The following is a 26166-nucleotide window of genomic DNA, read 5'->3' on the forward strand; positions in this document are numbered from 1 at the left end:
CCGCGCGACAAGGGACCATGCGGGAAGGCTGCCGGCCGGGCCCGCGTTGGACTCGGTGACCGACCGACCGGACCCATGGAGTGAACCGTGACCTCATCCCGATGGAACGCCCCGGTGCTCGCAACCCCTGTGCTCGCAGCCCCGGTGCTCGCAGCCCTGATGCTCGCGGGCTGCTCGGGAGACGAGGGCGCGCAGCCAGACGCCACGCCCACGCCCTCTGATGTCGTCGCCTGGTCCCAGGCCACCGAGCCACCGACCTCGTCCACGTCGGAGCCATCGGTCGACGTCGGCTCCGACGGAGACTCGACAGCCGACGCCCAGGACGCCGAGGGCATCGCCGCCCTCGGCACGGCGGTGGCCACGATCCGTGTGCCGCTTCCAGACGATTGGCAGTACGAGGGCACCTATGGCGACGGCACCCTGCCGTACGCCGTGCTCGTGGACGCGTCGCGACCCTTCGACCTGTCGGAGCCCGGCTCCGACGCCTATCGAGACTCAGTGTGGGTGCAGGTAGAGACCTACGCCGTCGGCGGCGACTCCCCCGTGGGTGAGGTGCCTCGCGAGGCTCAGGAGCTCGCTGACCTCCTCGCCGAGTCCTACGGAGCCGAGGCAGAGGTGATCGCCGGCGACGTGCCGACCGTCCATGTCGCGCCTGACGACGAGCAGGGCGGCGTGATCCACGAGCTGTATGCGCGCCATGGCGACATCTGGATCCTGGCACGACCGCACAACGTGGACGTCGACGCCTACCTCGACGGCGAGGACGTCCCGATCCTGCACGCGGTCCTCGAGGACTCCGAGATCGCCTGACCACGGCGGCCCGCAGGTGGAGCGGACCTACTCGCGCTCGAAGGTGCTGGGCACAGGGAACATGGTCTCGAGGAAGGCAGGGACCACGCGGTCGAGGTGGGCGGACTGCTCGGGCGACGCGTTCGTCTCGTTGAGACAGAACACATCCACCTTGCGGTTGTGGCGCAGCCGCGCCAACCAGAGGTCGACGTCGCGGCGCGCGAGGTCGATGTAGGAGTAGCGGATCTCGCCCTCGTGCGCGCGGCCCGACGCGTAGGCCCAGTAGTGGTGCAGCGCAGACGCGATGGAGATGTCCCACGGGTGGCGGAGCGAGGATCGGCTCGTGCTCGCGAACACCGCCGGCAGGCTCGCCTCCAGCTCCTCGAGCACATCCTTGCGCTGCGGATGGGGCGTGTGCTTGAACTTGTTCGCAACGGTGACGCAAAACGCATCGGCGATCAGCTGGCGGTTGTTCTTGGCGGCCGAGAGGACAGGAAGGTCGCGCGGCGACGGCGGCGCGATGTCCAGCACCGCGTTGGACCGGAAGAACTTGGTGACCCCGCCTGGGCCGAAGAAGAGCGTCGGCGATACCGGGCGGCCGAACATGATGTCGTCGTTCAGGTAGAGGTAGCGGTCGCTCAGGCCCGGGATGTGGTGCAGCTGCGACTCGATCGCGTGCGAGTTGAACACCGGCAGGACGGAGGGATCGGTGAAGATCTCCTCATGGTCGATCACGGTGACCCGCGGGTGGTCCTCGACGAGCCACGAGGGTCGCTGACGGTCCGTGACGATGTAGACGTGCCGCACCCATGGCACGTGCATCTCGAGGGATCGCAGCGAGTACCGCAGCTCGTCCCGGTTGGCGAACCTGGACGCCACGTCCGCCGCGTCGTTGTAGCCCTCGGTCTGGATCGATCCGGTCTTGCGGGCCTTGCGCTCGAGCCAGTGCGGATCGCTGCCATCGACCCAGGTGTAGACGACGTCGATGGGATCCACCACCGCATCGATCAGGGGCGGCAGGTCGGGCGTCGCCCGAGAGTCGCCCGCGTACGACTCCCATTCGCGCGGCTCGAAGTACGCGAACGGCGTCGCCGGCTGGGATGTGCGACGGTGGAGCGTGCCCCGTTCGAAGGTCTCGCCATCGACGCGCGGGGTGCCGGCCTCCAGCTCGGCGAAGGCGAGGATCCGCACCGTCTCGCGCTTGGACGTCAACCGGCGCTCCGGTCCGTCGATGTTCCTCCACGCCTTCGCGACGAGGAAGTCCGAGCTGTCACCGCCCGCGCGCTGGCTCGTCTCTCGGAAGGTCACGGACCATCCATCGGTGGACGACAGGCCCGCGAGCGCACGGCGGACCGCCATCGCATCCGACGCGCTGACGACGAGCTTCGGGGAGAACTCGTCCTTCGCCGGCAGGAGGAGGTGACGCACTCCCTGCTCGTCGAGCGCCGTTCGCACGCGCGCGAGGTTGTCGCGGACGACCTGCCCGGAGGAGTGCCCGCGCTGCGCGGGTATCCATGCTGCGCGGGCCTCCCGCGCCCGGCTCCGAGACCACTTGAGATCGAGGTACCGGATCAGGAGAGTCGCTGACAGACGCCCCGCCACGGCCGCGCGTACACGCCGCATGAGTCGTCTCACGGAGCGATTCCTCTCTCGGTCAAGCAACAGTGGCGCCTACGCGCCCGCGAACACCCTGCATGCGTCGCGCCCGACGACTTAGTGGACAGCTGCCGGGTGGGAACGTGACGATCCTACGTGCCTGCCGAGCGGTCCTGCCCCACGCGCCGCGGACGGAGGCGCGTTCGGGAGACGAGAGAGCAGTGACGGGCCGTGGGTGCGATTGCGCAAGGTCGCCCGGCCCTGTGATCTATGGCACTCCCGCTACGCCGCTGTGACCGCGTTGCGCCACAATCGCGCCAGGACGGACGTCGTCCATTGCTGAGGCGGCAACTTCCGCTCTCCCTTCATCTCCAAGGAGCACCATGATCCGGAAGGCACTGACCGTCGTCGCCGTCGCGTCTCTCGCCACCTTCGGCATCGCCGGTCCCGCCGCAGCCGACAAGACGGCAGCCGTGGACAAGGCGGAGTTCGACCTCGTCAAGGTCGGGCACACGCTCGGCTACGTCAACTCTGTGTTCGACTCGCTCGGAACCCAGACCTCGAGCCGCACCAGCGGCACGTCCAAGACTCAGACCCGCGCGTGGGACACGGTCTACGGGGACTACGGGACCGTGACCCTCAACTTCGTCGCCAAGAACGGCACGTGGGTGGTGACGAGCAAGCACGTGTACTGGGACCGCGACGCCGAGCGGACCGCCAACAAGGCCGTGAAGTCCGAGTACGACGCGGTCAAGATCGGCATGTCGATCGCCGACGTCCGCAAGAAGTTCGGAACCGCCGGCACGGTCACCGCTCAGTACCAGTCGAAGTCCAGCATCTACGCCGACCTCTCCTGGCCAGTCGAGGACGAGTACGGATCGGTGGATGTCGACTTCAAGTGGTCCAACGGCACCTACCGCGTGATCAGCAAGCTCGCCTACTGGGGCTCGGACATCGTCGATACCGCGAACAAGGCCACCAAGGCCGAGTACGACAAGGTGCCGCTGGGCACGTCCATCGCCGACGTGCGCAAGACGTTCGGCACCGCGGGCACCGTCACCGCGCACTACCAGGACAGCAGCACCGTCTACGCCGCCGTGTCCTGGCCTACTGAGGACGCGGACGGTTGGGTCGATGTCGAGTTCGAATGGTCCCAAGGCACGTACCGGGCCACGACCAAGTCCGCGCTCTGGACGTTCGACCCCGTGCCGACCGCTGACACAGCGACCCAGTCCGAGTACGCGAAGGTCACCATGGGTATGTCGATCACCGACGTGCGCAAGACGTTTGGCACGTCGGGGACCGTGGTGTACCAGCATCACGGCAATGGCACCTTGGCGGCTGACGTCTCCTGGCCCACGGATTCCGCGTACGGGTGGGTCAACGTGGAGTTCGAGTGGAGCAACGGCACCTACCGCGTGGTCGCCAAGGACGCCTACTGGGGCATCTGACGCCTCTCGCATGTCACCGCTGAGCCGCCCAGTGCTGATCCGTCAGCACTGGGCGATGCGCTGCTCGCCCGTCACGCGGTCTGGCGGGCCGGCGTGGCGGGGCGGGTGGCGGTAGGCCCCGTCACTCCCACTCGATGGTGCCCGGCGGCTTGCTCGTGACGTCGAGCACCACCCGGTTCACCTCGGACACCTCGTTCGTGATGCGATTCGAGATGTGCGCGAGCACGTCGTACGGCAGGCGCGACCAGTCGGCGGTCATCGCGTCCTCGGAGGACACGGGACGCAGCACCACCGGGTGGCCGTAGGTGCGGCCGTCCCCTTGCACGCCCACGGACCGAACGTCCGCGAGCAGCACCACCGGGCACTGCCAGATCTCCTGGTCGAGTCCCGCGCGGGTCAGCTCCTCGCGCGCGATCGCGTCCGCTCTGCGCAGGATCTCGAGCCGCTCCCAGGTGACCTCGCCGATGATGCGGATGCCGAGCCCAGGGCCGGGGAACGGCTGGCGGCCGACGATCTCCTCGGGGATGCCCAGCTCACGGCCCACGGCGCGGACCTCATCCTTGAACAGCGTGCGCAACGGCTCGACCAGAGAGAACTGCAGGTCGTCGGGCAGGCCGCCCACGTTGTGGTGGCTCTTGATGTTCGCGGCGCCCTCGCCGCCGCCTGACTCCACGACGTCGGGGTACAGCGTGCCCTGCACGAGGAACTCGACATCCTCGCCGTGGGCGCCCGCCTCCTCGACCACCTGACGCGCGGAGTCCTCGAACACGCGGATGAACTCGCGGCCGATGATCTTGCGCTTCTCCTCGGGGTCGCTCACGCCAGCGAGCGCAGTGAGGAACCGCTCCTTCTCGTCGCGGATGATGAGGCGCACGCCGGTCGACGCGACGAAGTCCTTCTCGATCTGCTCGACCTCGCCCGCACGCATGAGGCCGTGATCGACGTGGATGCACGTGAGCTGATCGCCCACGGCCTTCTGCACGATCGCGGCGGCGACAGCGGAGTCGACGCCACCCGAGAGCGCGCAGATGACGCGCTTGTCACCGACCTGGGCACGGATCCGCTCGACCTGCTCCTCGATCACGTTCTCGCTGGTCCAGTCGGGCTGAAGGCCCGCGACGTTGTAGAGGAAGTTCTCGATCGCGGCCTGACCCAGCGGCGAGTGCTTGACCTCGGGATGCCACTGCACGCCGCACATGCGCCGCTCGAGGTCCTCGAAGGCCGCGACGGGCGCGCCCTCGGTGGTCGCGAGCACCTCGAAGCCGGGAGGCGCGGCCTGCACGGCATCGCCGTGGCTCATCCACACCTCCTGCACGGCGGGGCTGCCCGCGAGCGACTGGCCGGGCGCACCGACCGTCGCCTGGGTCCGGCCGTACTCGCGCCGTCCCGTCTGCGCGACCGTCCCGCCGAGCGCCTGCGCCATCGCCTGGAAGCCGTAGCAGATGCCCATCACCGGCACGCCGGCCTCGAACAGCGCGGGATCGATCGTGGGCGCGCCGTCCGCGTAGACCGAGGAGGGGCCTCCGGACAGGATCACGGCGGCAGGATCCTTCGCGAGCATGTCAGCCGCGCTCATCGAGTGCGGCACGATCTCCGAGTACACGGCCGCCTCTCGCACGCGTCGCGCGATCAGCTGCGCGTACTGGGCGCCGCAGTCGACGACCAGGACCGGCCGGTGCTGGGTCTGGGTCACGGTTCAGCCCTCCTGAGCGGCGCGCACCTCGCGCGTCACCCGGTGCTCGATGAAGAACGACAGCAGCGGCACGATGCCGCCGAAGAACATGGTCGCGAGGCGGCCGTAGCCCCAGCGCGCCTGCAGCCACAGCTGCATCACGGTCACCAGGTAGATCACGTAGATGAACCCGTGCACCTGCGACAGGACGCCGAGCCAGTGATCGACGTCCTCGGTGCGCTCGAAGAGCGGGGTGTACGACAGCAGACCGAGGAAAACGAGGATCAGCATGACGCCGGTGACGATCGCCATCGCGCGGTAGCGCGTCAGCGCACCTGCGGTGACGGCCGATGCGCGGGTCGGGGAGGCCGCGTCCGCCGAGGTGGCGTTCGCGTCGGGTGCGGTCTCGGGTTCCGTCACGTGGCTTCTCCGGGCTGTGAGGCGGGCGACTCGGCTGGCGACGCAGGCGGGGCCTGCGGGCGCGCGCGTCCATTGTCCCGTATCCAGCGCATGCCCACGAACACGAAGAACGCCCCGAACAGCCACCACTCGATCGCGTACGTCAGCGAGCGGAAGTCGAGAGACCGCTCGGCCTCAGGCTCCGGCAGCACGCGCAGGCCGGGACCGGGCTCGTGCGCGGTGAGCAGAGCCGAGTACAGCGGGCTCTCCCAGTGCTGCGCGAGCACCGCTGGCGACAGCCTGTCGGCCCAGAACGCGCCCTGCGGCGCCTGCAGGTCGGGGTCCTGTGCGGGCGCGGCGCCCTCCGCCGAGCGCATCACCCCGTCGATCCGGGTCGTCTCTGGAGCCGAGGTGTCGAATCCGGCGACGTCCTCGGGCGCGAGCCAGCCGACGACCACGGGGAGAGTCGCGGGCTCGCCCGTGCCTGTGGCATCCGCGCTCACCGCGAACGCGCGCACCACCATCACGGCCTCCGCACCGTCGACCTCGCGGCCGGGCACGAGCGCGACGTCGGCATCGGCCCACGCGCCGTCGGCCCACACGTCGCGTCCGATCGCCGTGTCAGCGGTCGTCGCTGGAGCGGCGACCTCGGCGATCGCGACCGGCGGGTCCGGCTGGCGCACCTCGCCCTGCTCGGACGCGCGGTTCCACTGCCACATCCCCAGCGCGCCGCACACCGCCAGGGCGCCCAGCACGAGGACGGCGGCGGGAATCACGTGACCCCAGCGGATCCGTCCGGCGGCGCGCTCGGGAGGACCCTGGTCGCGCGGAGGCGTCATCGAGCGGAACGGCTCGCAGGAGCGGCGGCGGACGTCGTCCCGTGCGTGCCGGTCGCCGCGCGCTCGAGCGAGACGACGCGGTCGCGTCCCGCGTCCTTGGCGCGATACAGCGCCTCGTCGGCACGCAGGATCGCGTGGTGCGGGGTGCCAGAGGCGTCGCCTTCCGTGAGACCGATCGACACCGTGACGTAGTGCTCTCGGCCGTCATGCACCACCGGCGATGAGCCCACGCGCGACCGCACCCGCTCCATCATGATGCGCGCATCGGACATGCTCGCTCCCGGCAACACGAAGATGAACTCCTCACCGCCCCAGCGTCCCACAGAATCGCTCACCCTCAGCGCGCCGCGGAGTCGCGCACCGACGGCTGCGAGCACCGCATCGCCGCAGTCGTGCCCGAACTCGTCGTTGATGAGCTTGAATCGGTCGAGATCCGCGATCGCCAGGCAGAACGGCTCGTGCGCCGATCCGCTCAGGACCTCGAGCCGCTCCATCACCGGCCGGCGTGTCGCGAGCCCCGTGAGCGCATCCGTGTTGGCGAGGTACTCGGCGCGGGCCGCGCTCTCGGCCGCCTCCGATCGCGCCTGCTCGGCGCGGAAGTGACTGTAGGCCGCGAGCACGAACAGCGTGCCGGCGACCAGCACCGCGTTCACGGACAGCATCGCGTTGAGAACGAGCTCCGGCAGCTCGACCTCCGCGCCTGACGAGGGCATACGGAGCTGCGCGTACAGGAACGCTGCGAGCGCGAGTGCGGCGAACACCCACCTCAGCGCGCGCTGCCGCTCCGTGAGGATGAGGAACACCAGCTGTCCGGCGAGCAGCAGGTAGAGGTGGAGGCCCGCCTCCCACCCCACCCATGCGGTCGCGATGAGGAGCTGTCCGATCACCATCGACAGCAGCACGAGCGCCGCCGTCAGCTGACGCCCCAGCCGGGCGAGCAGCACGATCGCGACGTAGCCGATCGCGAAGCCCGAGTTGAGCGCCACGAGGCTCGAGAAGCCGGTGAAGTCGAACGTCATGAAGAACGCCGAGTACGACAGCGTCACGATCAGCCCGAACACAGCGAACGCGTGGGTGGTCGACACAGCCCGGCCAGCAGCGCCGCCCAGCCGCCCCACCTTGCGATCGAGCATGCGGTCCACGACGTCGCTCAACTGGCGCGCTCGCGCGCGGTCCCCCTGGTCCACCCTTGGTCTCCCTCCGCACGGCCCCCGTGCCCGCCTGAAGCGGATCACGGCCCCCGGCCGAGACTCCACCCTACTCAGCGAGCGGCGGCCTCTCCAGGGCAAGGCCCGCTCGCGCATCGGCGCTACTGGACGGCCTCTCCCAGCGACGAGCCCACGACGAGGTTGCGACCGGAGGCCTTCGCCTCGTAGAGCATGGCGTCCGCGACCCGCAGGACCTCGTCCTTGCCCGTGTGCTGCACCGCATGGGCGACGCCCACGGACATGGTCACCGGCTCGAGCACCGATGCGTCCGCGAACTCGGCCTCCAGCGCCCGCCGTGCGCCCTCCATGCACTCCACGCCTTCCGCGAGCGTCATCCCCGGCAGCACCACCAGGAACTCCTCGCCTCCCCAGCGCGCCACCGTCCCGCGCCCTTCGACGGCCTCCGCGAGGGTGCGGGCCACGTGGGACAGCACCACGTCGCCGGCGCCGTGACCCAGCCGATCATTGATGCGCTTGAAGCGGTCGAGGTCCGCGAGCGCGACGCAGTGCTCGCCGTCGCGTGCCGCCTGCGTGAGCACAGGAGCCACCCCGCGGCGATTGAACACCTCGGTGAGCGAGTCCGTGCGCGCGGCCACCTCCGCGTCCGCGAGCAGTCGCTCGTTGCGCAGGCGCTCACGCATGAAGAAGTAGGTGTTGAACCACGCGAGGATCGACACGATCAGCACGACGAGCCCGACGTTGGCGATCGCGAAGGTGCGCACCTGCTCCTGCGTGACATCGGCAGACCCGTCCTCGAACGGGCGGCTCCCGTACGTCCACACCAGCGCAGCGGTGGCGAGCGCGGTCATCGCCGCCGCCCCGGGCCACTCGCGTGGCGCGTAGAACACGAACGCGAGAGCCCCCACCGTCAGCAGCGGCAGCTGGAACCCGGCATCGACGGAGAACACCGAGGCGAGGTAGGTGAACTGCGCGATGGGGACGAGGAGTCCACCCGTTGCGGCGCTGAGGTACAGCTGGCGACGGTTGAGCTCGATGCAGATCACCCACACGCAGATCATCGCGAGGTGCGTGAGCGCGGGGGCGACGGTCGTGGGAGGGTCCGCGAGCGCGACGAAGGGCACCCACGGAAGCGAGATCAGCGCCGCCAGCAGGAAGAACCGGTTGGCGCCCATGACGGACCGAGCGCGCATGCGGTTGAGGGGCGTGACGCCTGCGTTGAGCACCCCCGTGACGGCGCGCGACACCGGCCCGCGAGCACGGGTCTTCGTCATGGCGCCGCCTTGGTTCGTCGGATGGCCGCGCAGCGGGCACGCGTCGCCAACGCATCCCCCCTGGTACGGCTCCCTTCGCGCGGGAGTCATCTGAGTCTAGGCCCGCGCCGCCCGCCGCGGAATCGACTGTGGCGCGCTGCACATGCTCCGCCGCCTGCGCGCGGGGCATCCCGGGCCCCTCACCGCGCAGGACCGTCGTCACGGGCGCCCACGTCAGGCCCATGGAAGGATGGGCAGCGTGGCACGGAGCATCTACATCGCGTCAGCCGAGGGCGACAGCGGCAAGTCCACCGTCGCGCTCGGGATCACCAACCTGCTGGCCCGCACCGGCGGGCGCGTAGGCGTGTTCCGGCCCGTCGCGCGAGTCGCGGACGGCTCGGACTACGTCCTCGACCTGCTGCTGGGCCACGACGCCGTCGACCTGACCTACGAGGAGGCAGTGGGCGTCACGTACGAGGACGTCCATGACGACCCCGAGCGCGCGCTCGCCACCATCGTCACGCGCTTCCACCAGGTCGCGGCCAAGGCCGATGCGGTCGTGATCGTCGGCACCGACTACACCGACGTCTCCGGCGCGGCGGAGTTCGAGTTCAACGCCAGGATCGCCGCGAACCTCGGCTCGCCGGTCGCGCTGGTGGTGCACGGCCGCGGCCGCACTCCGGAGGAGATCGCCCGCGTGGTCGAGCAGTCGCGCGCAGAGCTGGAGGACAGCCACGCGCGAGTCGCGGCCGTGTTCGCCAATCGCTGCGACCCGGCTCAGCTGGACGCGGTGCGAGCGGTGCTTCCCGACGGGATCGGCATGGGGGCGCTGCCCGAGGACCCCATCCTCGTCGCTCCCCTGCTGTCCGCGCTCATGGGCGCCGTGGACGGCCGGCTCGTCGCCGGCGATGAGGCGATGCTCTCGCGCGAGGTGCGCGCGGTGCTCATCGGCGCGATGACGCCCGAGCACCTTCTCGAGCACCTGGTCGAGGGCGCGGTGGTGATCACCCCCGGCGACCGGGCGGACGCGCTCGTGACGCTGATGTCCGCTCACGCGTCCGACAGCTATCCCTCCCTCGCCGGCATCATCCTCAACGGCGGCTTCGCCACGCCCGAGCCGGTCGCCCGGCTGGTCGAGGGGCTGGGCTCGGCACTGCCGATCATCGCGACCGACCACGGGACGTTCGGCACCGCTCGCCGCGCGTGGGCGACGCGCGGTCGGCTGTCGCGCGAGTCCCAGCTCAAGGTGGACCTCGCGCTGGCCATGTTCGATCGCCACGTCGACACCGAAGGACTCTCGAAGGTGCTGGATCTCGCGCGCACCGACGTCATCACTCCGCTGATGTTCGAGTACGACCTCATCGACCGCGCACGCGGCTCGCGACAGCGCATCGTGCTGCCCGAGGGCGAGGACGACCGGATCCTGCGCGCCGCGTCGACCCTGCTCACGCGAGACGTCTGCGACCTCACGATCCTCGGGACCGAGGCCACCGTCCGCAGCCGCGTTGCTGAGCTGGGGCTCGACCTGGACGCCGCCACCGTGGTGTCTCCCCACGATCCCGAGCTCGTGGAGCGCTTCGCCACGAAGTACTACGAGATGCGCAAGCACAAGGGCGCGACCATCGACGCGGCGCGCGATCGCGTGCAGGACGTGAGCTACTTCGGCACGATGATGGTGCAGCTCGGTCTCGCCGACGGCATGGTGTCAGGCGCCGCCCACACGACGGCGCACACCATCACCCCGTCGTTCCAGATCATCAGGACCGCGCCGGGCACGTCGATCGTCTCCTCGGTGTTCTTCATGTGCCTGGCGGACCGCGTGCTCGTCTACGGCGACTGCGCGGTCAACCCCGACCCCACGGCCGAGCAGCTCGCGGACATCGCCATCTCCTCGGCGGACACGGCCCAGCAGTTCCACATCGAGCCGCGCGTGGCGATGCTGTCGTACTCGACCGGCGAGTCCGGCTCCGGCTCCGACGTCGACAAGGTCAGAGAGGCGACCCGGCTGGTCCGCGAGCGCCGCCCCGACCTGCTGGTCGATGGGCCCATGCAGTACGACGCGGCCGTCGAGCCGTCGGTCGCCCGCTCGAAAGCGCCCGACTCTCCCGTCGCTGGCCAGGCGACCGTGCTCGTCTTCCCCGACCTCAACACCGGCAACAACACCTACAAGGCCGTGCAGCGCTCGGCCGGCGCGGTCGCAGTCGGGCCGGTCCTCCAGGGCCTCAACAAGCCGGTCAACGACCTCTCGCGCGGAGCGCTCGTGCAGGACATCGTCAACACCGTCGCCATCACGGCGATCCAGGCGCGGGGCCTGGACGCTCAGGAGGAATAGCACGTGACCGTCACCTACACGGGCATCGCCCTGGTCCTCAACTGCGGCTCGAGCTCGATCAAGTACCAGGTGGTCGACACCACCCGGGACGAGCCGCTCGCATCCGGCCTGGTCGAGCGCGTGAGCCAGCATTCCGAGGCGATCAAGGAGATCATCGGGTCGCTGTCGGCGGCCGACTCGGGAGTGGACCTCGACGCGCTGACGGTGGTCGGTCACCGGGTGGTCCAGGGCGGCGCCGAGTTCTCCGCCCCCACCATCATCGACGACGACGTCGAGCGGCAGATCGCGCTGCTCGCGACCCTGGCGCCGCTGCACAACCCGCCCAACCTTGCGGGTATCAGCGCCGCTCGCGACGCTTTCCCGCACCTTCCTCACGTCGCCATCTTCGACACGGCCTTCCACGCGACGCTGCCCGAGGCCGCCTACACCTATGCGATCGACCGGCGGGTGGCCCAGGAGCACGGCGTGAGGCGCTACGGGTTCCACGGCACCTCGCACAGCTATGTCGCGCGCGAGACGGCGCGACTCATGGGCCGCAGCTCCTCGGACCTCTCGCTCGTGGTGCTGCACCTGGGCAACGGCGCATCGGCCGCGGCCATCAAGGGCGGCGTCTCCGTCGACACCTCGATGGGCCTCACCCCGCTCGAGGGCCTCGTGATGGGCACGCGCTCCGGCGACATCGACCCGGCCGTGACGCTCCACCTCGCTCGGACGGCCGGCATGAGCATCGACGAGGTCGATGCGCTCCTCAACCGGCAGTCGGGCATGCTGGGGCTCACGGGCTACTCGGACATGCGGGACGTCTGGAAGGCCGCGGAGCAGGGCTCACGCGAGGCGGAGCTCGGGCTCGAGGTGTACTGCCGCCGCATCCGCGGGTATGTGGGCCAGTACTTCGCCCAGATGGGCGCCCTGGATGCCGTCACGTTCACGGCCGGCGTCGGCGAGAACGACCACCGCGTGCGGCTGCACGCCCTCGCGGGACTCGAGGCGCTCGGCATCGTCATCGACGAGGATCGCAACGACGGTCGCAAGCAGGAGCCCGCACTCATCAGCGCAGACTCTTCGAGGGTGCAGGTATGGGTGGTCCCCACCGACGAGGAGCGGGAGATCGCCCTTCAGTCGATCGCAGCGGTGTCCTGAGTCGTCACGTTCGCGGGGATTGCCCCCTGTGTGACAAATGCCACATAAACGGGTTCCCGTGTGCGATAACGCACACCCTACTCTTGCCTGATCGCTCCTCAGCAGGATCAACAGGCAAGGCAGATATCCCCCGTGATCGACGTGACCACCTGGACCGCGCACTTGACGCGAGAGCCGGATGACTCCTTCCTGAGCGCCATGGACCGGCGTTGGCGCGACGGCCTCGCCTCGCCTGTCGCGCAGTGCGCCTGGAGCCGCTGCCCTCTGCACACGCTCGCCCTGCTGCACCTCGATCGGGCCGCACACAAGCGCCGCCTGCACGCGCGCTACTTCGGCGCGGGCTCCTGTGAGGTGACCGGCCACGGATTCACGCCCATGTCCGACCTCATCCCAGGAGACAAGTACGGCCCCGAGTGCATCGATGTCGCCCACGTCGGCTCGGCGTCCACTTTGGCCGCGGCGATCGCCGCGATCAAGGAGGACAGGCACCTGCTGGCCTGCGCCGTCGTCACCGAGGCGCAGTTCGTCGCGATCGACACCTTCGACGACCACTCTGCGGCGCTGCTGAGGCCCGGTTCCCACGGCGCCATCGTTCCGTTCGTGTACGCCGCCGAGGACGAGTCGGAGGACGAGGCGTGGGAGCGCGAGGATCTGCTGCGCGCCAACGGCTACTCGACGTACACCGTGGACGTCTCGTCGATGGGCGACGACCCCCTCGCGGTCCACCGCAACCTCGCGGGCCTCATGGAGGACGTCCTCGACGAGATCGCGAACCTCAAGGCGGACGCCGCCGCGAACATCGCGTCGGACGGCGCACTGTGGCCCCTGATCGTGGTGCGCGCGCCGGACAGCTGGAACCCTGCGCTGGCCACGGACCGCGCACAGTCCCACCGCTGACCCCTTCCGCCATTGGCCCCTCCCGCTGGTTGTCAGGACTGGAGAGCGCGCAGCCAGTCCCTGATGAGCAGCACACCCGCGGCGGCCGCCTCATCCGCAACCTCAGCCGTGCGTGCGCGCAGCCCTGCCGCGTCGACCCCGCGCGCCGCGAGCTCGACCGAGTGACCGATGAGCCACTGCTCGATACGCTCGCCGTCTGCCTCGGCGTGAAACTGCAGTGCGAGTGCCGAGCCCACCGTGAAGGCCTGGCACGGCGTCGCTGGCGTCGACGCCAGCACCGTCGCGCCGGGCGGCGGCGTGATCGCGTCTCCGTGCCAGTGGAGGATCGGAGCGCCCTCGAGCCGCGCGAGCGGGGTGCGTTCGGCCGCCTCGGCCAGGTCGACGCGCCCCCAGCCGATCTCCGGCACGCCCGGCGCCACCGAGCCTCCCATCGCGGCCGCGATGAGCTGCGCGCCCAGGCACACCCCCACCGTCGGGCGGCCGGCGTCGACGCGCTCACGCAGCAGGAGCATCTCCGTGGCGAGGATGGGATAGGCCTCGACGTCGCCGACCCCGATGGGGCCGCCCAGCATCACCGCGAGATCCGCGTCGACGAGCGGCGCGAGGTCGTCGACGCCCGCGTCGAGGTACGCCACCTCGTAGCCGTGCGCGGCGATCTCCGCCTCCCACACTCCCAGGTCTTCGAAGGCCACATGGCGCACCGCGACGCATCTCATGGCGGCGAGCCTAGCGCCGGGTGCCCGCGACTACCCTTGATGGGTGGCACATCTGCTCGGCGCCCAAGGCGTCCACCTCGACTTCGGCACCGGCACCGTCCTCGACGAGGTGACGATAGGGCTCGAGGACGGCGACCGCATCGGCATCGTGGGCGCCAACGGCGCCGGCAAGTCGAGCCTGATGAAGATCCTCGCCGGCCGCCTTGCCCCCCACGAGGGCCGTGTGACCGTGTCGCGGGGCACGCGCATCGGCGTCCTCGACCAGTCCGACCACGTGGACGGCACGCTCACCGTGCGCGAGGCCATCGTGGGCGACGCCGACGACCACGAGTGGGCCTCCGACCCGCGCATCCGCGACGTGATGTCAGGCCTGGTCCCCGACCTCGATGCGGACGCCATCGTGCACGACCTCTCGGGAGGCCAGCAGCGCCGCGTCGCGCTCGCGCATGTGCTCGTCGACGACCACGACGTGGTCTTCCTCGACGAGCCCACCAACCACCTCGACGTCGAGGGCGTCGCCTGGCTCGCGGAGCACCTGGGGCGACGCTGGGCGCGCGGGCGCGGCGCGCTCGCGGTCGTCACCCACGATCGCTGGTTCCTCGACGCCGTCACCCAGCGAACCTGGGAGGTCGTCGACGGCGGCGTCGAGCAGTACGAGGGCGGGTACGCCGCGTACGTGCTGCAGCGCGTCGAGCGCGACCGCATCGCCGCAGCCACCGAGGCCAGGCGCCAGAACCTCCTGCGCAAGGAGCTCGCATGGCTCCAGCGCGGCGCCCCGGCACGGACCTCGAAGCCCAAGTTCCGCATCGACGCCGCGAACGCGCTCATCGCCGACGTCCCTCCCGTGCGCGATCAGGTCCAGCTCGCGCGCATGGCGACGGCGCGCCTGGGCAAGGACGTGGTCGAGCTGATCCGCTGCTCGGTGCGCTACCCGGGCGCCTCCGAGGACACGCTGACCGACGTCGACTGGAACATCGGCCCTGGCGACAGGTTCGGCATCCTGGGTGAGAACGGCGCCGGCAAGTCGACGCTGCTGCGCCTCATCACCGGCGACCAGGCGCCCACGAGCGGGCGCGTCAAGACGGGCATGACCGTGCGCGTCGCCCAGCTCAGCCAGCAGCTCGCGGAGCTCGACGAGCATGCGGGCGAACGCGTGTCGGGCGTGGTCAAGCGCTTCCGCTCCATCGAGCTCGCCGACGGCTCGGAGATGACTCCCACGCAGCTCCTCGAACGGCTGGGCTTCACGAGCGCGCAGCTGAAGACCCAGGTGGGCCGGCTGTCAGGCGGTCAACGGCGGCGGCTGCAGCTGCTGCTGGTGCTGCTGAGCGAGCCCAACGTGCTGGTGCTCGACGAGCCCACCAACGACCTGGACACGGACATCCTTGCGGCCATGGAGGACCTGCTGGACTCGTGGCCCGGAACGCTCATCGTCGTCAGCCACGATCGGTACCTGATGGAGCGCGTCACCGACCAGCAGTTCGCCGTCCTCGACGGCGGGATCCGCCACCTGCCCGGCGGGGTCGACGAGTACGTTCGACTCTCGCGCGAGCGTCGCACCGGAACCGGCGGCCTGGGGACGTTCGGCACGAACGCGGCCACCGCATCGACCTCCGCCTCCCCCAACAGTGCCGAACCTTCGCGCGCTGGCACGCCGGGACCGTCGCCCGGTTCCGCGAGTGGTCGCCGGGTGTCGGGCTCGGAAATGTTCGGGAGTGTCGGCAGCGAGGCCGGGGCTGCCCGCACAGCCGATGCACGGTCAGGGTCCGCGCCCGCCGCACCGGGCCTCTCAGGCGCCGAGCGGCGCTCCCTGGAGAAGGAGCTCGCCAGCGTGGAGAGGCGCATGCAGCGCATCGAGCTGGACACCGCCGCCATCCACGAGGATATGGCGACCCACGACGCGGGCGACTACGAGGGCCTGGCCCAGCTCAACGATCGCCTGCGCGAGCTCGCCGCGGAGATCTCCGAGCTCGAGGAGCGGTGGCTCGAGCTGGGCGAGCGGCTCGGCTGAGCGCTCAGCCCTGCCTGAGCGCGTCGCGCAGCTTCATGCGGCCGCCGGTGTTGAGCACTGCGCCCGCGTAGACCCGTCCGGCGATCCACGTCAGGACCGGGATGGAGATCACGCAGATGACGATGGAGATCGCCACCTCAGCGGTCGTGATCTCGCCAAAGGCCGCGCGCATGGGCACCAGGAACGGCGCGAAGAACGGGACGTAGGTCAGCACCTGCGTGATCATCCCGTCAGGGTTGTTGGGCACCAGGTAGATCGCGAGATAGAGCGGCACCATCATGAGCAGCATCATGGGCGTGGTGACCGCCCCGATGTCCTCCTGACGCGACACGAGCGCCGCGAGCCCGCCGAAGAACACCGTGAACACGGCGAAGCCGAGGACGAACCACACGGCGAAGTTGACCAACAGCGGCCCCATCTCGATCTCGAGCGTCGACAGCAGGTCGAGATACCACGCGGCGAACAGCAGCGGCACGACCATCGAGGCTGCCTGGACGAGCGCGTACAACCCCACGCCCAGCACCTTGCCTCCCAGCAGCGTCGCCGGTCGCACCGTCGCGAGCAGGATCTCGACCACCCGCGAGGACTTCTCCTCGACCACGCCCATCATGATCACGGACGCGCTCTGGATGAGGATCACGAACAGCACGACGATGACGACGAGGCCGGCGAAGAACGTGCCACCGTCGAACTCGCTGGTGTCGCCGACCATCGTCACGGTCGGCTCGGCGGCCGCGAGCGACTCGCCCACCACGGCGGGGTCGCCGCCGAGCGCGCTGACCTCGGCGTCCAACGCGACCGCCTGGGAGGCGCCGCCGACGAGGCGTGAGAGCGTCTCGTCCCCGCCACCGAGGTAGAGCTCGGGAGAGATGGGCTCGCCCGCGACGAGAGCGTGGACGCCGTCGGGCATCTCGCCATCGGCGGCCGGAGGCGAGACGTCGGTCTCCTCGAAGGCGTAGTTCGCGTCCTGCGCCTGGGCCGAGCTCTCGAGGTAGGGGATCAGCTCGGCCGTGGCCGTGTCGACCTCGACGAGCGCAGGCTCGTCGTCCCCGGTCAGGAACGGCTTCAGGATCATCGCGGCGGCCACGATCAGCACGATCATGATCGAGCTCGAGATGATGTTCGCCTTCGACAGCGTGCGCGTGCGGAACTCCCGCTTGGCGATCAGCCACACCATGCTCACGCCACCTCCTCGGTCTCGGAGACCACGTCTCGGAACAGGTCGGTCAAGGACGGCCGGACGGGCGTGAACTCGGTGACCGTTCCGGACGCGACGGCCGACGCGAGGACGGCTTGGCCGACCTCCGCGGACTCCGCGTCGACGCGCCAGCGACCCGGCCCGTCGGCCGTGAGCGTCACGCCCGCCGGCGCTTGAGGCTCCCCGCCTGACATGGCCAGCGTCCAGGCGGCGCGATCCGTCGCTCGGAGCTGGTCGATGGTGCCGTTGGCGACCAGTCGCCCCGACCTCACGATGCCCACGCGGTCGCACAGCCGCTCCACGAGCTCGAGCTGATGCGAGGAGAAGATCACGGGAACGCCGCGCTCCGCCTGCGCGCGCAGCACGTCGCTCATGACGCCGACCGCCACGGGGTCGAGCCCCGAGAACGGCTCGTCGAGGACCAGGATGTCGGGGTCGTGCACGAGCGCCGATGCGAGCTGCACCCGCTGCTGGTTGCCCAAGGAGAGCTTCTCGACCTCGTCGCCACGCCTCTCGGCCACGCCGAGAGTGTCGGTCCACTGCTCCATGGCAGCGACCGCATCGGCCTGGCTCAATCCATGCAGGCGCGCGAGGTAGACCAGCTGCTCGCCGACCTTCATGCGCGGATAGAGCCCACGCTCCTCGGGCATGTAGCCGATGCGTCGGCGCACGGCGAGGTCGACGGGAGCCCCGTTCCATCGGACCGCTCCACCGTCGGGCCGGAGCACCCCCAGGATGATGCGCATGGTGGTGGTCTTGCCGGCGCCGTTCGAGCCGACGAACCCGAACAGCTCGCCTCCCGGCACGTCGAACGAGACGTCCTGCAGTGCCTTCACCGTTCCATAGGACTTGGTGAGGCCATCGATCTCGAGCGTGGTCACGCGGGCTCCTCCTGCGTTGCGGGGCGGTCCCGCACCACCCTAAGGAACGTCCTGGCAGACCGCCATCCTCCACGCGGAGGAGCGCATCGGGCCACGCTGCTCGTGTCGAGACGGGCCCATCCCGTCAGCCCACGCGCTGGCGCCCGATCGCGTCGAGGAACGCCAGCTTCTCCGCGCTCGGCGATCCCGGCGTCGCTGTGAACACCAGCAGCGTCTGCAGCTGCGAGGGGTCGTGCAGGTGCTGGCAGTGGACGTCGATGATGCCGACCTCGGGATGCAGCAGGCGCTTCTGGTCGTGATGGCGTCCGACCTCGTGACGGGACCAGATCGCCGCGAACTCATCGCTGCGCTCGAGGAGCGCATCGACCACGTCCCTGAGCCGCTTCTCATCGGGGAAGCGTGCGAGCGACTCGCGCAGGTCCGAGGCGAACGTCCTGGCGAGGTGGTCCCGGTCACCCTCGGGATAGATCTCGCGCGCCCCCGGCGTCGCGAAGAATCGGTACGTCGCGTTGCGCTCGAGACCGTCCAGCCCGACCTGGTCGCCCAGCATCGCCACGGCGGCCGCCGTCTGCACGAGGGTCTCGCCGAGGACGTTCATCACCTGCGCCGGGGTGTCCTGCAGGCGGTCGAGCACCCGCATGAGGCCAGGTGAGATGTGATCCAGACGGACGGATCGCGATGGCGTGCCGTGGCCCGCGAGCCGGAACAGGTGGTCGCGCTCGTCGAGCGACAGCCGCAGAGCCCTGGAGATGGCGGCGAGCATCGGCTCGCTCGGCTGCGGCCCGCGCCCCTGCTCAAGCCGCGTGTAGTAGTCGACGGACATCTGCGCGAGCGCCGCGACCTCCTCGCGCCGCAGCCCGGCAGTGCGCCGGCGCGGACCGCGTGGCAGCCCCACGTCCTCCGGCGCGAGCGCCTCACGGCGAGTGCGCAGAAGGTCGGCGAGCTGCCCGCGATCCATGCCAGTCATGCGCCCCTTTCTACCCTCCTAGAGCCGCATCCCGCCGGATGCCTCGATCCTCTGGCCCGTGACCCATCCGGTGGGTCCGGTCAGCAGGGAGGCGATGAGGGGGCCGATGTCCTCGGGCTCGCCCACCCTTCCCATCGCGGTGGACGAGGCCACGAAGGCCCGGGACTGCTCGTCGTCCCTGTTCTTTCCGCCAGCGAAGTCCGTGGCGATGGCGCCGGGCGCGACCGCGTTGACGCGAATGCCACGCGGGCCCAGCTCCGCCGCCCAGTACCGAGTGAGGTGCTCGAGCCCGGCCTTGAGAGATCCGTAGGCCGAGTAGCCCGGCGACGAGAAGCGAGCGAGGCCGGTGGACAGGTTGACGATCGCCCCGCCGTCGGCCAGCAGGGGCGCGACGGCCTGCGTCAGCAGGAAGGGCCCGCGGAAGTGGACGGCGTAGAGGCCGTCCAGTGTCTCCGCGTCGGTGTGGCCCAGCGCTGTCACGGCGCCGTGGCCCGCGTTGTTGACCAGGTAGTCGAGCTGCTCGCGACCGCAGGCGTCGCGCGCGATCTCCGGGAGGTCCCGGCCGAGTGCGGCGATCGCATCCGGATCCCCGACATCGAGCTGGAACGCGGCGACGGTCGCGCCCAGCTCGCCGGCCTCCTCGACCACCCGTGCGGCGTCCGCCTCTCCCGAGCGGAACGTGATGATCGCATCGGCTCCCTGGCGAGCCAGGGCGAGCGTGGTCGAGCGGCCGAGGCCCCGGCTGCCGCCGGTGACGAGGGCGAGGGGTCGAGTGATCATGGCGTCTCCTTGCATCGTGGATGGATGACTCCACCGTGCCGCGCCCAGCGTGCCCGATGAAGGCCGCGTGCAACCAGGGATCGGGAAGGCCAGGATGAGGGCCGATGCGCGGGCCGGCCGGCATCGCAGGTCGCGTCTCGCCCGACTCGAGTGAACGTCGGATGACGGTCGCGACCCTCGACCTCGCGCATCGGCGCGACCGGTGCAATGCTGGGACGACCAGCGACAGCACGGAGGTCAGCATGACGGGCACGGCTTGGCGCACACGTACGAGCGACGCGGCGTCGCCCGACGAGATCGGCGCGGTCGACCGCTGGTGGCGCGCCACGAACTACCTGAGCGTCGGGCAGATCTACCTGCTGGACAACCCGCTGCTGCGCGAGCCGCTGCACCGCGACCACGTCAAGCCGCGCCTCGTGGGCCACTGGGGCACCACCCCTGGCCTGAACTTCCTGTACGCACACCTCAACCGCATGATCAAGGCGCGCCAGCAGGAGACGATGTACGTGATCGGCCCCGGCCACGGGGGGCCCGGGCTGATCGCCTCCAGCTACCTGGATGGCACCTACACCGAGACCTATCAGGACATCACCTACGACGAGGCCGGCGTCCAGAAGCTGTGCAAGCGATTCTCGTTCCCCGGCGGCGTGCCGTCCCACGTGGCCCCGGAGACGCCAGGATCGATTCACGAGGGCGGCGAGCTGGGCTACTCCCTGTCCCACGCGTATGGCGCCGCCTTCGACAACCCCGACCTGCTCGTGGCCACGATCGTGGGCGACGGCGAGGCGGAGACGGGCGCGTTGGCGACCGGCTGGCACTCGAACAAGTTCGTGCACCCCGTCACCGACGGCGTCGTGCTGCCGATCCTGCACCTGAACGGCTACAAGATCGCGAATCCCACGCTTCTGGCGCGCATCGGCGAGGATGAGCTGGACGCCCTGATGCGGGGCTACGGCCACAAGCCGCACGTGTTCACCGCTGGCTTCGACGATGAGTCCCACGAGTCGATCCATGGTCGGTTCGCGGCGCTGCTCGACGACGTGATGGACGAGATCGCCGCGATCAAGGCTGAGGCCGCGGACGACCCGGACATCGAGCGCCCCCTGTGGCCCATGATCGTGTTCCGTACGCCGAAGGGCTGGACCTGCCCCGCCGAGATCGACGGCGAGAAGACCGAGGGATCATGGCGTGCCCACCAGGTGCCGCTGTCGAGCGCCCGCGACACCGATGAGCATCTGCAGGTCCTCGAGGACTGGCTGAGGTCGTACCGCCCTCACGAGCTGTTCGACGAGGACGGCGCACTGAAGCCCGAGACCATCGAGATCGCACCCCAGGGTCACCTGCGCATGTCCGCCTCGCCGCACGCGAACGGCGGCTCCGTGCTGCGGGATCTGCGGATGCCGGACTTCCGCGACTTCGCCGTGGACGTGCCGAGCCCAGGCTCCGGTCCTGCCGAGGCGACCAAGCAGTTGGGCGAGATGCTGCGGTCCGTGGTCGAGATGAACCCCGACAACTTCCGCATCTTCGCCCCGGACGAGCTCGCCTCGAACCGTCTCCAGGCGGTGCTCGAGGTCACGTCGAAGGTGTGGGAGGGCGAGCGTGAGGACGATGGCACCCATACGGGTCCCAGCGGCCGCGTGCTGGAGATGCTGTCAGAGCATCAGTGCCAGGGCTGGCTCGAGGGCTACCTCCTCACCGGTCGCCACGGCCTGTTCACGTCCTACGAGGCGTTCGTCCACATCATCGACTCGATGTTCAACCAGCACGCGAAGTGGCTCAAGGTGTCGCGCGAGCTGCCATGGCGGCTGCCCATCGCGTCCCTGAACTACCTGCTGTCCAGCCATGTGTGGCGCCAGGATCACAACGGCTTCTCCCACCAGGACCCGGGCTTCATCGACCACGTAGTCAACAAGAAGGCGGAGATCGTGCGGGTGTACCTGCCGCCGGACGCGAACACGCTGCTGTCGACCTACGACCACTGCCTGCGTTCGCGCGACTACGTCAACGTGGTCATCGCGGGCAAGCAGCCGCAGGCGCAGTGGCTGACGATGGAGGAGGCGATCGACCACTGCACGCGAGGCCTGGGAATCTGGGACTTCGCCTCCTCCGTGCCGCTGGGCGAGGAGCCGGACGTGGTGCTCGCGGCCGCGGGGGACGTGCCCACGATCGAGGTGCTCGCGGCGGTCGACATCCTGCGCCAGGAGCTGCCGGATCTGAAGGTGCGCATGATCAACGTCGTGGATCTCATGCGGCTGCAGCCCGACGAGGAGCACCCCCACGGTCTTCCCGAGCGGGAGTTCGACCACCTGTTCACCACGAACAAGCCGATCATCTTCAACTACCACGGCTACCCGTGGCTCATCCATCGCCTCACGTACCGGCGCAACGGTCACCAGAACATCCACGTGCGCGGATACAAGGAGGAGGGCACCACCACCACGCCATTCGACATGGCGATGATGAACGACATCGACCGCTACCACCTGGTCATGGACGTCATCGACCGCGTGCCGCACCTCGGCTCGCGCGCCGCGTCGCTGCGTCAGGACATGCATGACCGGCGTCTCGCGGCGCGCAGGTACGCGCGCGAGCACGGCACGGACATCCCCGTGGTCCGCGACTGGGTGTGGCCGGATGCGGACGAGAGCACCAGGCAGGCGATGCAGGGCACGCAGTCCACGGGCGGTGACAACGACTAGGGCGCCGCTGCGCGGGTTCGGGCGGACATGCGCGGCGCCCGCGGCCGGGGAGCACCGGCAGCACACCCTACGATCGGCACATGCCATCACGAGAGCCCGCGAGCGCGTTGGTATGGTTCGCGCCCACCCCGACGGAGGTGCAGCTGCTCGCCTCGTGGGTCGACGCCTGGAACGACCGAACGGGAGACAGCGCCGTGGTCGGACCCGACGTCCGAGTTCGTCAGCGCAATCCCGACCTGCGCTACCCGAGCTTCATCGCCTCGCCCATCGCCCTCTCGCCCTCGCACGCTCCCACCTGGCCACTGATCTTCTCGTGCCATGCGATGTGGCCAGACGGCACGGAGGCCGCCGGGATCTGGGTCCGGGCAGGGGACGAGGCGCTCGCGGATCGTGAGGTGAGCTTCGACATCACCGCCGCCTGGTACGACGGCTGGGTCATCCGGCCGGATGAGATGCTGTTCACGCTGAGCTCGCCCGACCGCGACACGTGAACCCTAGGGCCGTGCGGCGAGCCGGTGCGCGACCTGGCTGGGCATGGGCTGTCAGGCGACCTCGACGAAAGTCCTGTCCTAGTCGGCCCCGCCTTGCGCGACAGCCACGCCCAGGGGGTCCTCCCCCACGTGGGTGTGCATCCGCTCGCCGGCCTCGTTGAAGATCGACAGCACCTCTGCGGGACGGCCGCGTGCGGCGCTCATCGCGTGCGGCACGCGGGTGTCGAACTCCGCCGCCTCTCCTGCCGTCAGCAGCAGCTCCTGCTCACCGAGGTGCAGCCGCAGTTCTCCCGACAGCACATAGAGCCACTCGTGCCCGTCGTGCACGCGCGGGGCAGGTGTCTCGGCGACAGGCGGGTACGTGATCCGGTAGGCGCGCAGCGTCGACGACTCCGGCGCGAGCGGCACCATCACCAGGCCGCCGCGCCTGATCGGCGCCCGCCGCACGCGGGGGTCGCGGTCCGCCGGCGGGAGCAGATCATCCACCCTGATCCCCAGCTGCCGCGTCAGCGGCAGCAGCAGCTCGAGCGTGGCCTGGCGCTTGCCGGACTCGAGCCGCGACAGCGTGCTCGCGGACACCGAGGCGCGCGTCGCGAGGTCCTCGAGCGTCCACCCACGCGCCTGCCGCGCGGCTCGCAGCCGCGGACCGACCTGCGACAGCTCATCCATCGCTCCAGCCTTGCATATTCTGCAAGATGACTTGCACATCAGCATCGGGAAGGCGCAGTCTCGTCACATGACACATCACCACGCCTCCATGGAGGTCCCCTGGGACGCCATCATCGTCGGCGGCGGCGCCGCCGGACTGTCGGCCGCGCAGATGCTCGGGCGCTCGAAGCGGCGCACGCTCGTCGTCGACGCCGGGAGTCCGCGCAACCGCTTCGCGTCGCACATGCATGGGGTCCTGGGCCATGACGGCCGCAGCCCCGCCGAGCTCCTCGAGATCGGGCGGCGGGAGCTCGAGCCGTACGGCGTCGAGGTGCGCAACGCCTCCGTGACCCACGTCGCCGACGAGGACGACGTCCTCGTGGTCACCACGCCGGACGGGACAGAGCGCACCCGCGCGCTGCTGCTCGCGACCGGCATCACCGACCAGCTGCCCGACGTGCCGGGCCTCGCGGAGCGCTGGGGCGCATCGGTCTTCCACTGCCCCTACTGTCACGGCTGGGAGGTGCGCGACACCCGGATCGGTGTCGTGGTCGCGGCTCCGGCACAGGTGCACCTGGCCTTCATGCTGCGCCAGCTGAGCGAGTCCGTCACCGTCTTCCTGCAGGCCGGCGTGGAGATCGAGGATGCGGACCGCACGCGCCTGGCCTCCCGCGGCGTCGACATCGTCGACAGCGCCGTCGCCGAGGTCCGCGGCGCCGGGCGGAGCGTCGAGGATGTCCTCACCGCAGACGGCCGCGTCGTCCCCCTCGACGCGCTGTTCGCCGGCGGCGCTCCCGCACCGCACGACGACGCCGTCTCGCCCCTGGGGCTCGAACGCGCCGACATGTTCGGCATGAGCTTCATCCAGGTCGACGACTCCGGCGCGACGAGCCACCCCCGCGTGTGGGCGGCTGGCAACGTCGTCCAGCCCATGGCCAACGTTCCGATGGCCGCGAGCGCCGGGGCGTGGGCCGGCGCGCACATCAACGGATTCCTGGTGGGCGAGGACTTCGACCGTGCCGAGATCGCCCGCCGCGCCTGGCCCGAGCAGGCTCCCGCCGATTTCTGGGAGGCGCGCTACGAGGGCGACGGTCCCGCATGGTCGGGCCAGGTGAACGCCACCCTCGCCGATGCGGTGGCCGGCCTGGAACCGGGCCGCTCGCTCGACCTCGGGTGCGGTGAGGGCGCCGACGTCATCCATCTCGCCCAGAAGGGCTGGGATGCCACAGGGCTCGACATCTCGGCCACAGCGATCGAGCGCGCGCGACAGGCGGCCGCCGATGCGGGCGCGGGCTCCGCAGCCTTCCTCGCCCAGGACCTGGCGGAGTGGGAGCCGGACGGCCACTACGACCTCGTCACCGCATCGTTCTTCCACTCGCCCGTCCACCTCGACAGGACGGCGATACTGCGACGCGCATCGGCCGCGGTCCGGCCAGGCGGCCACCTTCTCGTCGTGACCCATGCGGCTGCACCGCCGTGGGCGGACCCCGAGCACGTGCGCCACCACACGTTCATGAGCGCCCGCGAAGAGGCCGACGCACTGGCGCTCGACGACGCCGACTGGGATGAGGTGCGAGTCGAGGAGGTCGAGCGAGAGGCCATCGGCCCCGACGGGCGCGCAGGCCACCTCACCGACGGCGTGGTGCTGGCTCGCCGACGATGATGGCCCTGGCTACTCCGTGATGGTGTGGCTCCAGATCTCGGTGCCGTCCGCGTTGCGGTAGATGTAGACGGCCGACTTCTGCCCTTCGACGCCTGCCGCCTCCAACGCAGGGAACACCGCGGACGTCACGAGCGTCTCGATCGTCTCGATCGTCGCGTCCTGGGTCTGGGAGAACACCTCGGGGTCGACCTCGTCAGCGAACGTGTACGAGTACTCGACGGTGGCGGGCGGCACGGCGGTCACCGTGATGTCCGAGTAGAGCACGTCGAGCGACTCCGACATCGCCTCGAGCTGGTCGCGCTCGAGCTGCACGTAGGCCTCGAGGGCCTCCGACGGCGAGGACTCCTCCGCGGGGTCCGTCTCGGGCGCAGTATCCGCCGTCTCGTCGGGAACGGTCGAGCTCTCCGCGGCCGCCGCATCGACCGTGGGAGCGACGGCCTCCTCCGGATCGGAGGGCGATGAGCAGCCCGCCAGAGCCACCGCTGCGACGAGCGCGGCGGCGGACAGTGAACGGACGACGGCAGCGGGGCGCTGCGTGCCGCGTGAGGTCATGGGGTCCCCCTCAGGAGTTGTCGGTGCCG

At 70.1% G+C, this 26166-nt stretch carries 22 protein-coding genes; 9 read left to right on the forward strand and 13 right to left on the reverse strand.

Translation table 11 applies throughout. The features are described 5' to 3' along the window. Positions 1-87 precede the first annotated feature (87 nt). On the forward strand, positions 88-810 hold the full coding sequence (locus B7K22_RS03505; protein WP_144276218.1) for a hypothetical protein: 723 nt from the start codon (positions 88-90) through the stop codon (positions 808-810). Between the two features lie 27 nt (positions 811-837). Here the strand turns inward: B7K22_RS03505 and B7K22_RS03510 are convergent, their stop codons facing one another. Beyond that, entirely contained in the window at positions 838-2244 is a 1407-nt protein-coding gene (locus B7K22_RS03510; protein ID WP_144276219.1) for a stealth family protein, read from the reverse strand. A 524-nt stretch (positions 2245-2768) separates the two neighbouring features. On the opposite strand from B7K22_RS03510, the gene B7K22_RS03515 reads away from it, so the two are divergent. Beyond that, complete coding sequence (locus B7K22_RS03515) at positions 2769-3836, forward strand: hypothetical protein (protein ID WP_084038386.1); 1068 nt, start codon at positions 2769-2771, stop codon at positions 3834-3836. Between the two features lie 121 nt (positions 3837-3957). Here B7K22_RS03515 and guaA read toward each other — a convergent pair whose 3' ends face one another. The 5 genes from guaA to B7K22_RS03540 form a co-directional block, all read right to left on the reverse strand. Then, positions 3958-5529: a glutamine-hydrolyzing GMP synthase gene (gene guaA / locus B7K22_RS03520; RefSeq protein WP_084038388.1), complete on the reverse strand. Its 1572-nt coding sequence runs from the start codon at positions 5527-5529 to the stop codon at positions 3958-3960. Between the two features lie 3 nt (positions 5530-5532). Then, positions 5533-5928: a DUF3817 domain-containing protein gene (locus B7K22_RS03525; protein ID WP_234983298.1), complete on the reverse strand. Its 396-nt coding sequence runs from the start codon at positions 5926-5928 to the stop codon at positions 5533-5535. Next, complete coding sequence (locus tag B7K22_RS03530; protein WP_084038390.1) at positions 5925-6746, reverse strand: SURF1 family cytochrome oxidase biogenesis protein; 822 nt, start codon at positions 6744-6746, stop codon at positions 5925-5927. Before B7K22_RS03530 ends, B7K22_RS03525 begins: the two co-directional genes overlap by 4 nt. Then, complete coding sequence (locus tag B7K22_RS03535) at positions 6743-7933, reverse strand: diguanylate cyclase (protein ID WP_159448743.1); 1191 nt, start codon at positions 7931-7933, stop codon at positions 6743-6745. Before B7K22_RS03535 ends, B7K22_RS03530 begins: the two co-directional genes overlap by 4 nt. A 122-nt stretch (positions 7934-8055) precedes the next feature. Next, on the reverse strand, positions 8056-9186 hold the full coding sequence (locus B7K22_RS03540) for a diguanylate cyclase (protein ID WP_159448744.1): 1131 nt from the start codon (positions 9184-9186) through the stop codon (positions 8056-8058). A gap of 229 nt (positions 9187-9415) precedes the next feature. Between B7K22_RS03540 and pta the strand changes: the two genes are divergently transcribed. The 3 genes from pta to B7K22_RS03555 all read left to right on the forward strand — a co-directional run bounded on the left by pta (position 9416) and on the right by B7K22_RS03555 (position 13534). Continuing rightward, complete coding sequence (gene pta, locus B7K22_RS03545) at positions 9416-11497, forward strand: phosphate acetyltransferase (RefSeq protein ID WP_234983299.1); 2082 nt, start codon at positions 9416-9418, stop codon at positions 11495-11497. A gap of 3 nt (positions 11498-11500) precedes the next feature. Then, a complete protein-coding gene (locus B7K22_RS03550; protein WP_084038396.1) occupies positions 11501-12637 on the forward strand; it encodes an acetate/propionate family kinase in 1137 nt (378 codons plus the stop codon). Positions 12638-12769: 132 nt separating this feature from the next. Beyond that, positions 12770-13534, forward strand: coding sequence for a hypothetical protein (locus B7K22_RS03555; protein WP_084038398.1), 765 nt, complete (start codon positions 12770-12772; stop codon positions 13532-13534). A 32-nt stretch (positions 13535-13566) separates the two neighbouring features. Here the strand turns inward: B7K22_RS03555 and B7K22_RS03560 are convergent, their stop codons facing one another. Beyond that, a complete protein-coding gene (locus tag B7K22_RS03560) occupies positions 13567-14250 on the reverse strand; it encodes a glutamine amidotransferase (RefSeq protein ID WP_084038400.1) in 684 nt (227 codons plus the stop codon). A 43-nt stretch (positions 14251-14293) separates the two neighbouring features. Between B7K22_RS03560 and B7K22_RS03565 the strand changes: the two genes are divergently transcribed. After that, positions 14294-16258, forward strand: a complete 1965-nt coding sequence (locus B7K22_RS03565) for an ABC-F family ATP-binding cassette domain-containing protein (protein WP_084038402.1) — start codon at positions 14294-14296, stop codon at positions 16256-16258. 4 nt (positions 16259-16262) lie between these two features. Here B7K22_RS03565 and B7K22_RS03570 read toward each other — a convergent pair whose 3' ends face one another. The 4 genes from B7K22_RS03570 to B7K22_RS03585 all read right to left on the reverse strand — a co-directional run bounded on the left by B7K22_RS03570 (position 16263) and on the right by B7K22_RS03585 (position 20084). Continuing rightward, positions 16263-17435, reverse strand: coding sequence for an ABC transporter permease (locus B7K22_RS03570; protein ID WP_084038404.1), 1173 nt, complete (start codon positions 17433-17435; stop codon positions 16263-16265). A 2-nt stretch (positions 17436-17437) separates the two neighbouring features. Next, positions 17438-18337 (reverse strand): ABC transporter ATP-binding protein, encoded by a 900-nt coding sequence (locus tag B7K22_RS03575; protein ID WP_084038406.1) that lies wholly within the window; start codon positions 18335-18337, stop codon positions 17438-17440. A gap of 124 nt (positions 18338-18461) precedes the next feature. Further along, a complete protein-coding gene (locus B7K22_RS03580; RefSeq protein ID WP_371327648.1) occupies positions 18462-19304 on the reverse strand; it encodes a helix-turn-helix transcriptional regulator in 843 nt (280 codons plus the stop codon). 18 nt (positions 19305-19322) lie between these two features. Further along, positions 19323-20084 (reverse strand): SDR family NAD(P)-dependent oxidoreductase, encoded by a 762-nt coding sequence (locus B7K22_RS03585; RefSeq protein ID WP_084038410.1) that lies wholly within the window; start codon positions 20082-20084, stop codon positions 19323-19325. Positions 20085-20326: 242 nt separating this feature from the next. Here B7K22_RS03585 and B7K22_RS03590 point away from each other — a divergent pair, with 242 nt between their 5' ends. After that, a complete protein-coding gene (locus B7K22_RS03590; RefSeq protein WP_084039727.1) occupies positions 20327-22783 on the forward strand; it encodes a phosphoketolase in 2457 nt (818 codons plus the stop codon). Between the two features lie 80 nt (positions 22784-22863). Further along, the gene (locus B7K22_RS03595) at positions 22864-23274 is read left to right on the forward strand and encodes a hypothetical protein (protein ID WP_144276221.1); all 411 of its coding nucleotides are present in this window, start codon (positions 22864-22866) and stop codon (positions 23272-23274) included. Positions 23275-23352: 78 nt separating this feature from the next. Here B7K22_RS03595 and B7K22_RS03600 read toward each other — a convergent pair whose 3' ends face one another. Then, on the reverse strand, positions 23353-23943 hold the full coding sequence (locus B7K22_RS03600; protein WP_084038414.1) for a helix-turn-helix domain-containing protein: 591 nt from the start codon (positions 23941-23943) through the stop codon (positions 23353-23355). 67 nt (positions 23944-24010) lie between these two features. Here B7K22_RS03600 and B7K22_RS03605 point away from each other — a divergent pair, with 67 nt between their 5' ends. Beyond that, on the forward strand, positions 24011-25585 hold the full coding sequence (locus tag B7K22_RS03605) for an FAD-dependent oxidoreductase (RefSeq protein WP_234983300.1): 1575 nt from the start codon (positions 24011-24013) through the stop codon (positions 25583-25585). Positions 25586-25594: 9 nt separating this feature from the next. Here the strand turns inward: B7K22_RS03605 and B7K22_RS12015 are convergent, their stop codons facing one another. After that, positions 25595-26137, reverse strand: a complete 543-nt coding sequence (locus B7K22_RS12015; protein WP_084038418.1) for a hypothetical protein — start codon at positions 26135-26137, stop codon at positions 25595-25597. Between the last annotated feature and the right edge of the window lie 29 nt (positions 26138-26166).

The sequence above is a fragment of the Demequina sp. NBRC 110053 genome (assembly GCF_002090095.1).
GTDB lineage: Bacteria > Actinomycetota > Actinomycetes > Actinomycetales > Demequinaceae > Demequina.

Excerpts from the sequence above, each read along its gene's own strand:
- B7K22_RS03515 (WP_084038386.1), top strand. The coding sequence starts at position 2,769 with ATGATCCGGAAGGCACTGACCGTCGTCGCCGTCGCGTCTCTCGCCACC.
- B7K22_RS03530 (WP_084038390.1), bottom strand. The coding sequence starts at position 6,746 with ATGACGCCTCCGCGCGACCAGGGTCCTCCCGAGCGCGCCGCCGGACGG.
- B7K22_RS03540 (WP_159448744.1), bottom strand. The coding sequence starts at position 9,186 with ATGACGAAGACCCGTGCTCGCGGGCCGGTGTCGCGCGCCGTCACGGGG.
- pta (WP_234983299.1), top strand. The coding sequence starts at position 9,416 with ATGGGCAGCGTGGCACGGAGCATCTACATCGCGTCAGCCGAGGGCGAC.
- B7K22_RS03560 (WP_084038400.1), bottom strand. The coding sequence starts at position 14,250 with ATGAGATGCGTCGCGGTGCGCCATGTGGCCTTCGAAGACCTGGGAGTG.
- B7K22_RS03570 (WP_084038404.1), bottom strand. The coding sequence starts at position 17,435 with ATGGTGTGGCTGATCGCCAAGCGGGAGTTCCGCACGCGCACGCTGTCG.
- B7K22_RS03580 (WP_371327648.1), bottom strand. The coding sequence starts at position 19,304 with ATGACTGGCATGGATCGCGGGCAGCTCGCCGACCTTCTGCGCACTCGC.
- B7K22_RS03585 (WP_084038410.1), bottom strand. The coding sequence starts at position 20,084 with ATGATCACTCGACCCCTCGCCCTCGTCACCGGCGGCAGCCGGGGCCTC.
- B7K22_RS03590 (WP_084039727.1), top strand. The coding sequence starts at position 20,327 with ATGACGGGCACGGCTTGGCGCACACGTACGAGCGACGCGGCGTCGCCC.
- B7K22_RS03595 (WP_144276221.1), top strand. The coding sequence starts at position 22,864 with ATGCCATCACGAGAGCCCGCGAGCGCGTTGGTATGGTTCGCGCCCACC.
- B7K22_RS03600 (WP_084038414.1), bottom strand. The coding sequence starts at position 23,943 with ATGGATGAGCTGTCGCAGGTCGGTCCGCGGCTGCGAGCCGCGCGGCAG.
- B7K22_RS03605 (WP_234983300.1), top strand. The coding sequence starts at position 24,011 with ATGACACATCACCACGCCTCCATGGAGGTCCCCTGGGACGCCATCATC.
- B7K22_RS12015 (WP_084038418.1), bottom strand. The coding sequence starts at position 26,137 with ATGACCTCACGCGGCACGCAGCGCCCCGCTGCCGTCGTCCGTTCACTG.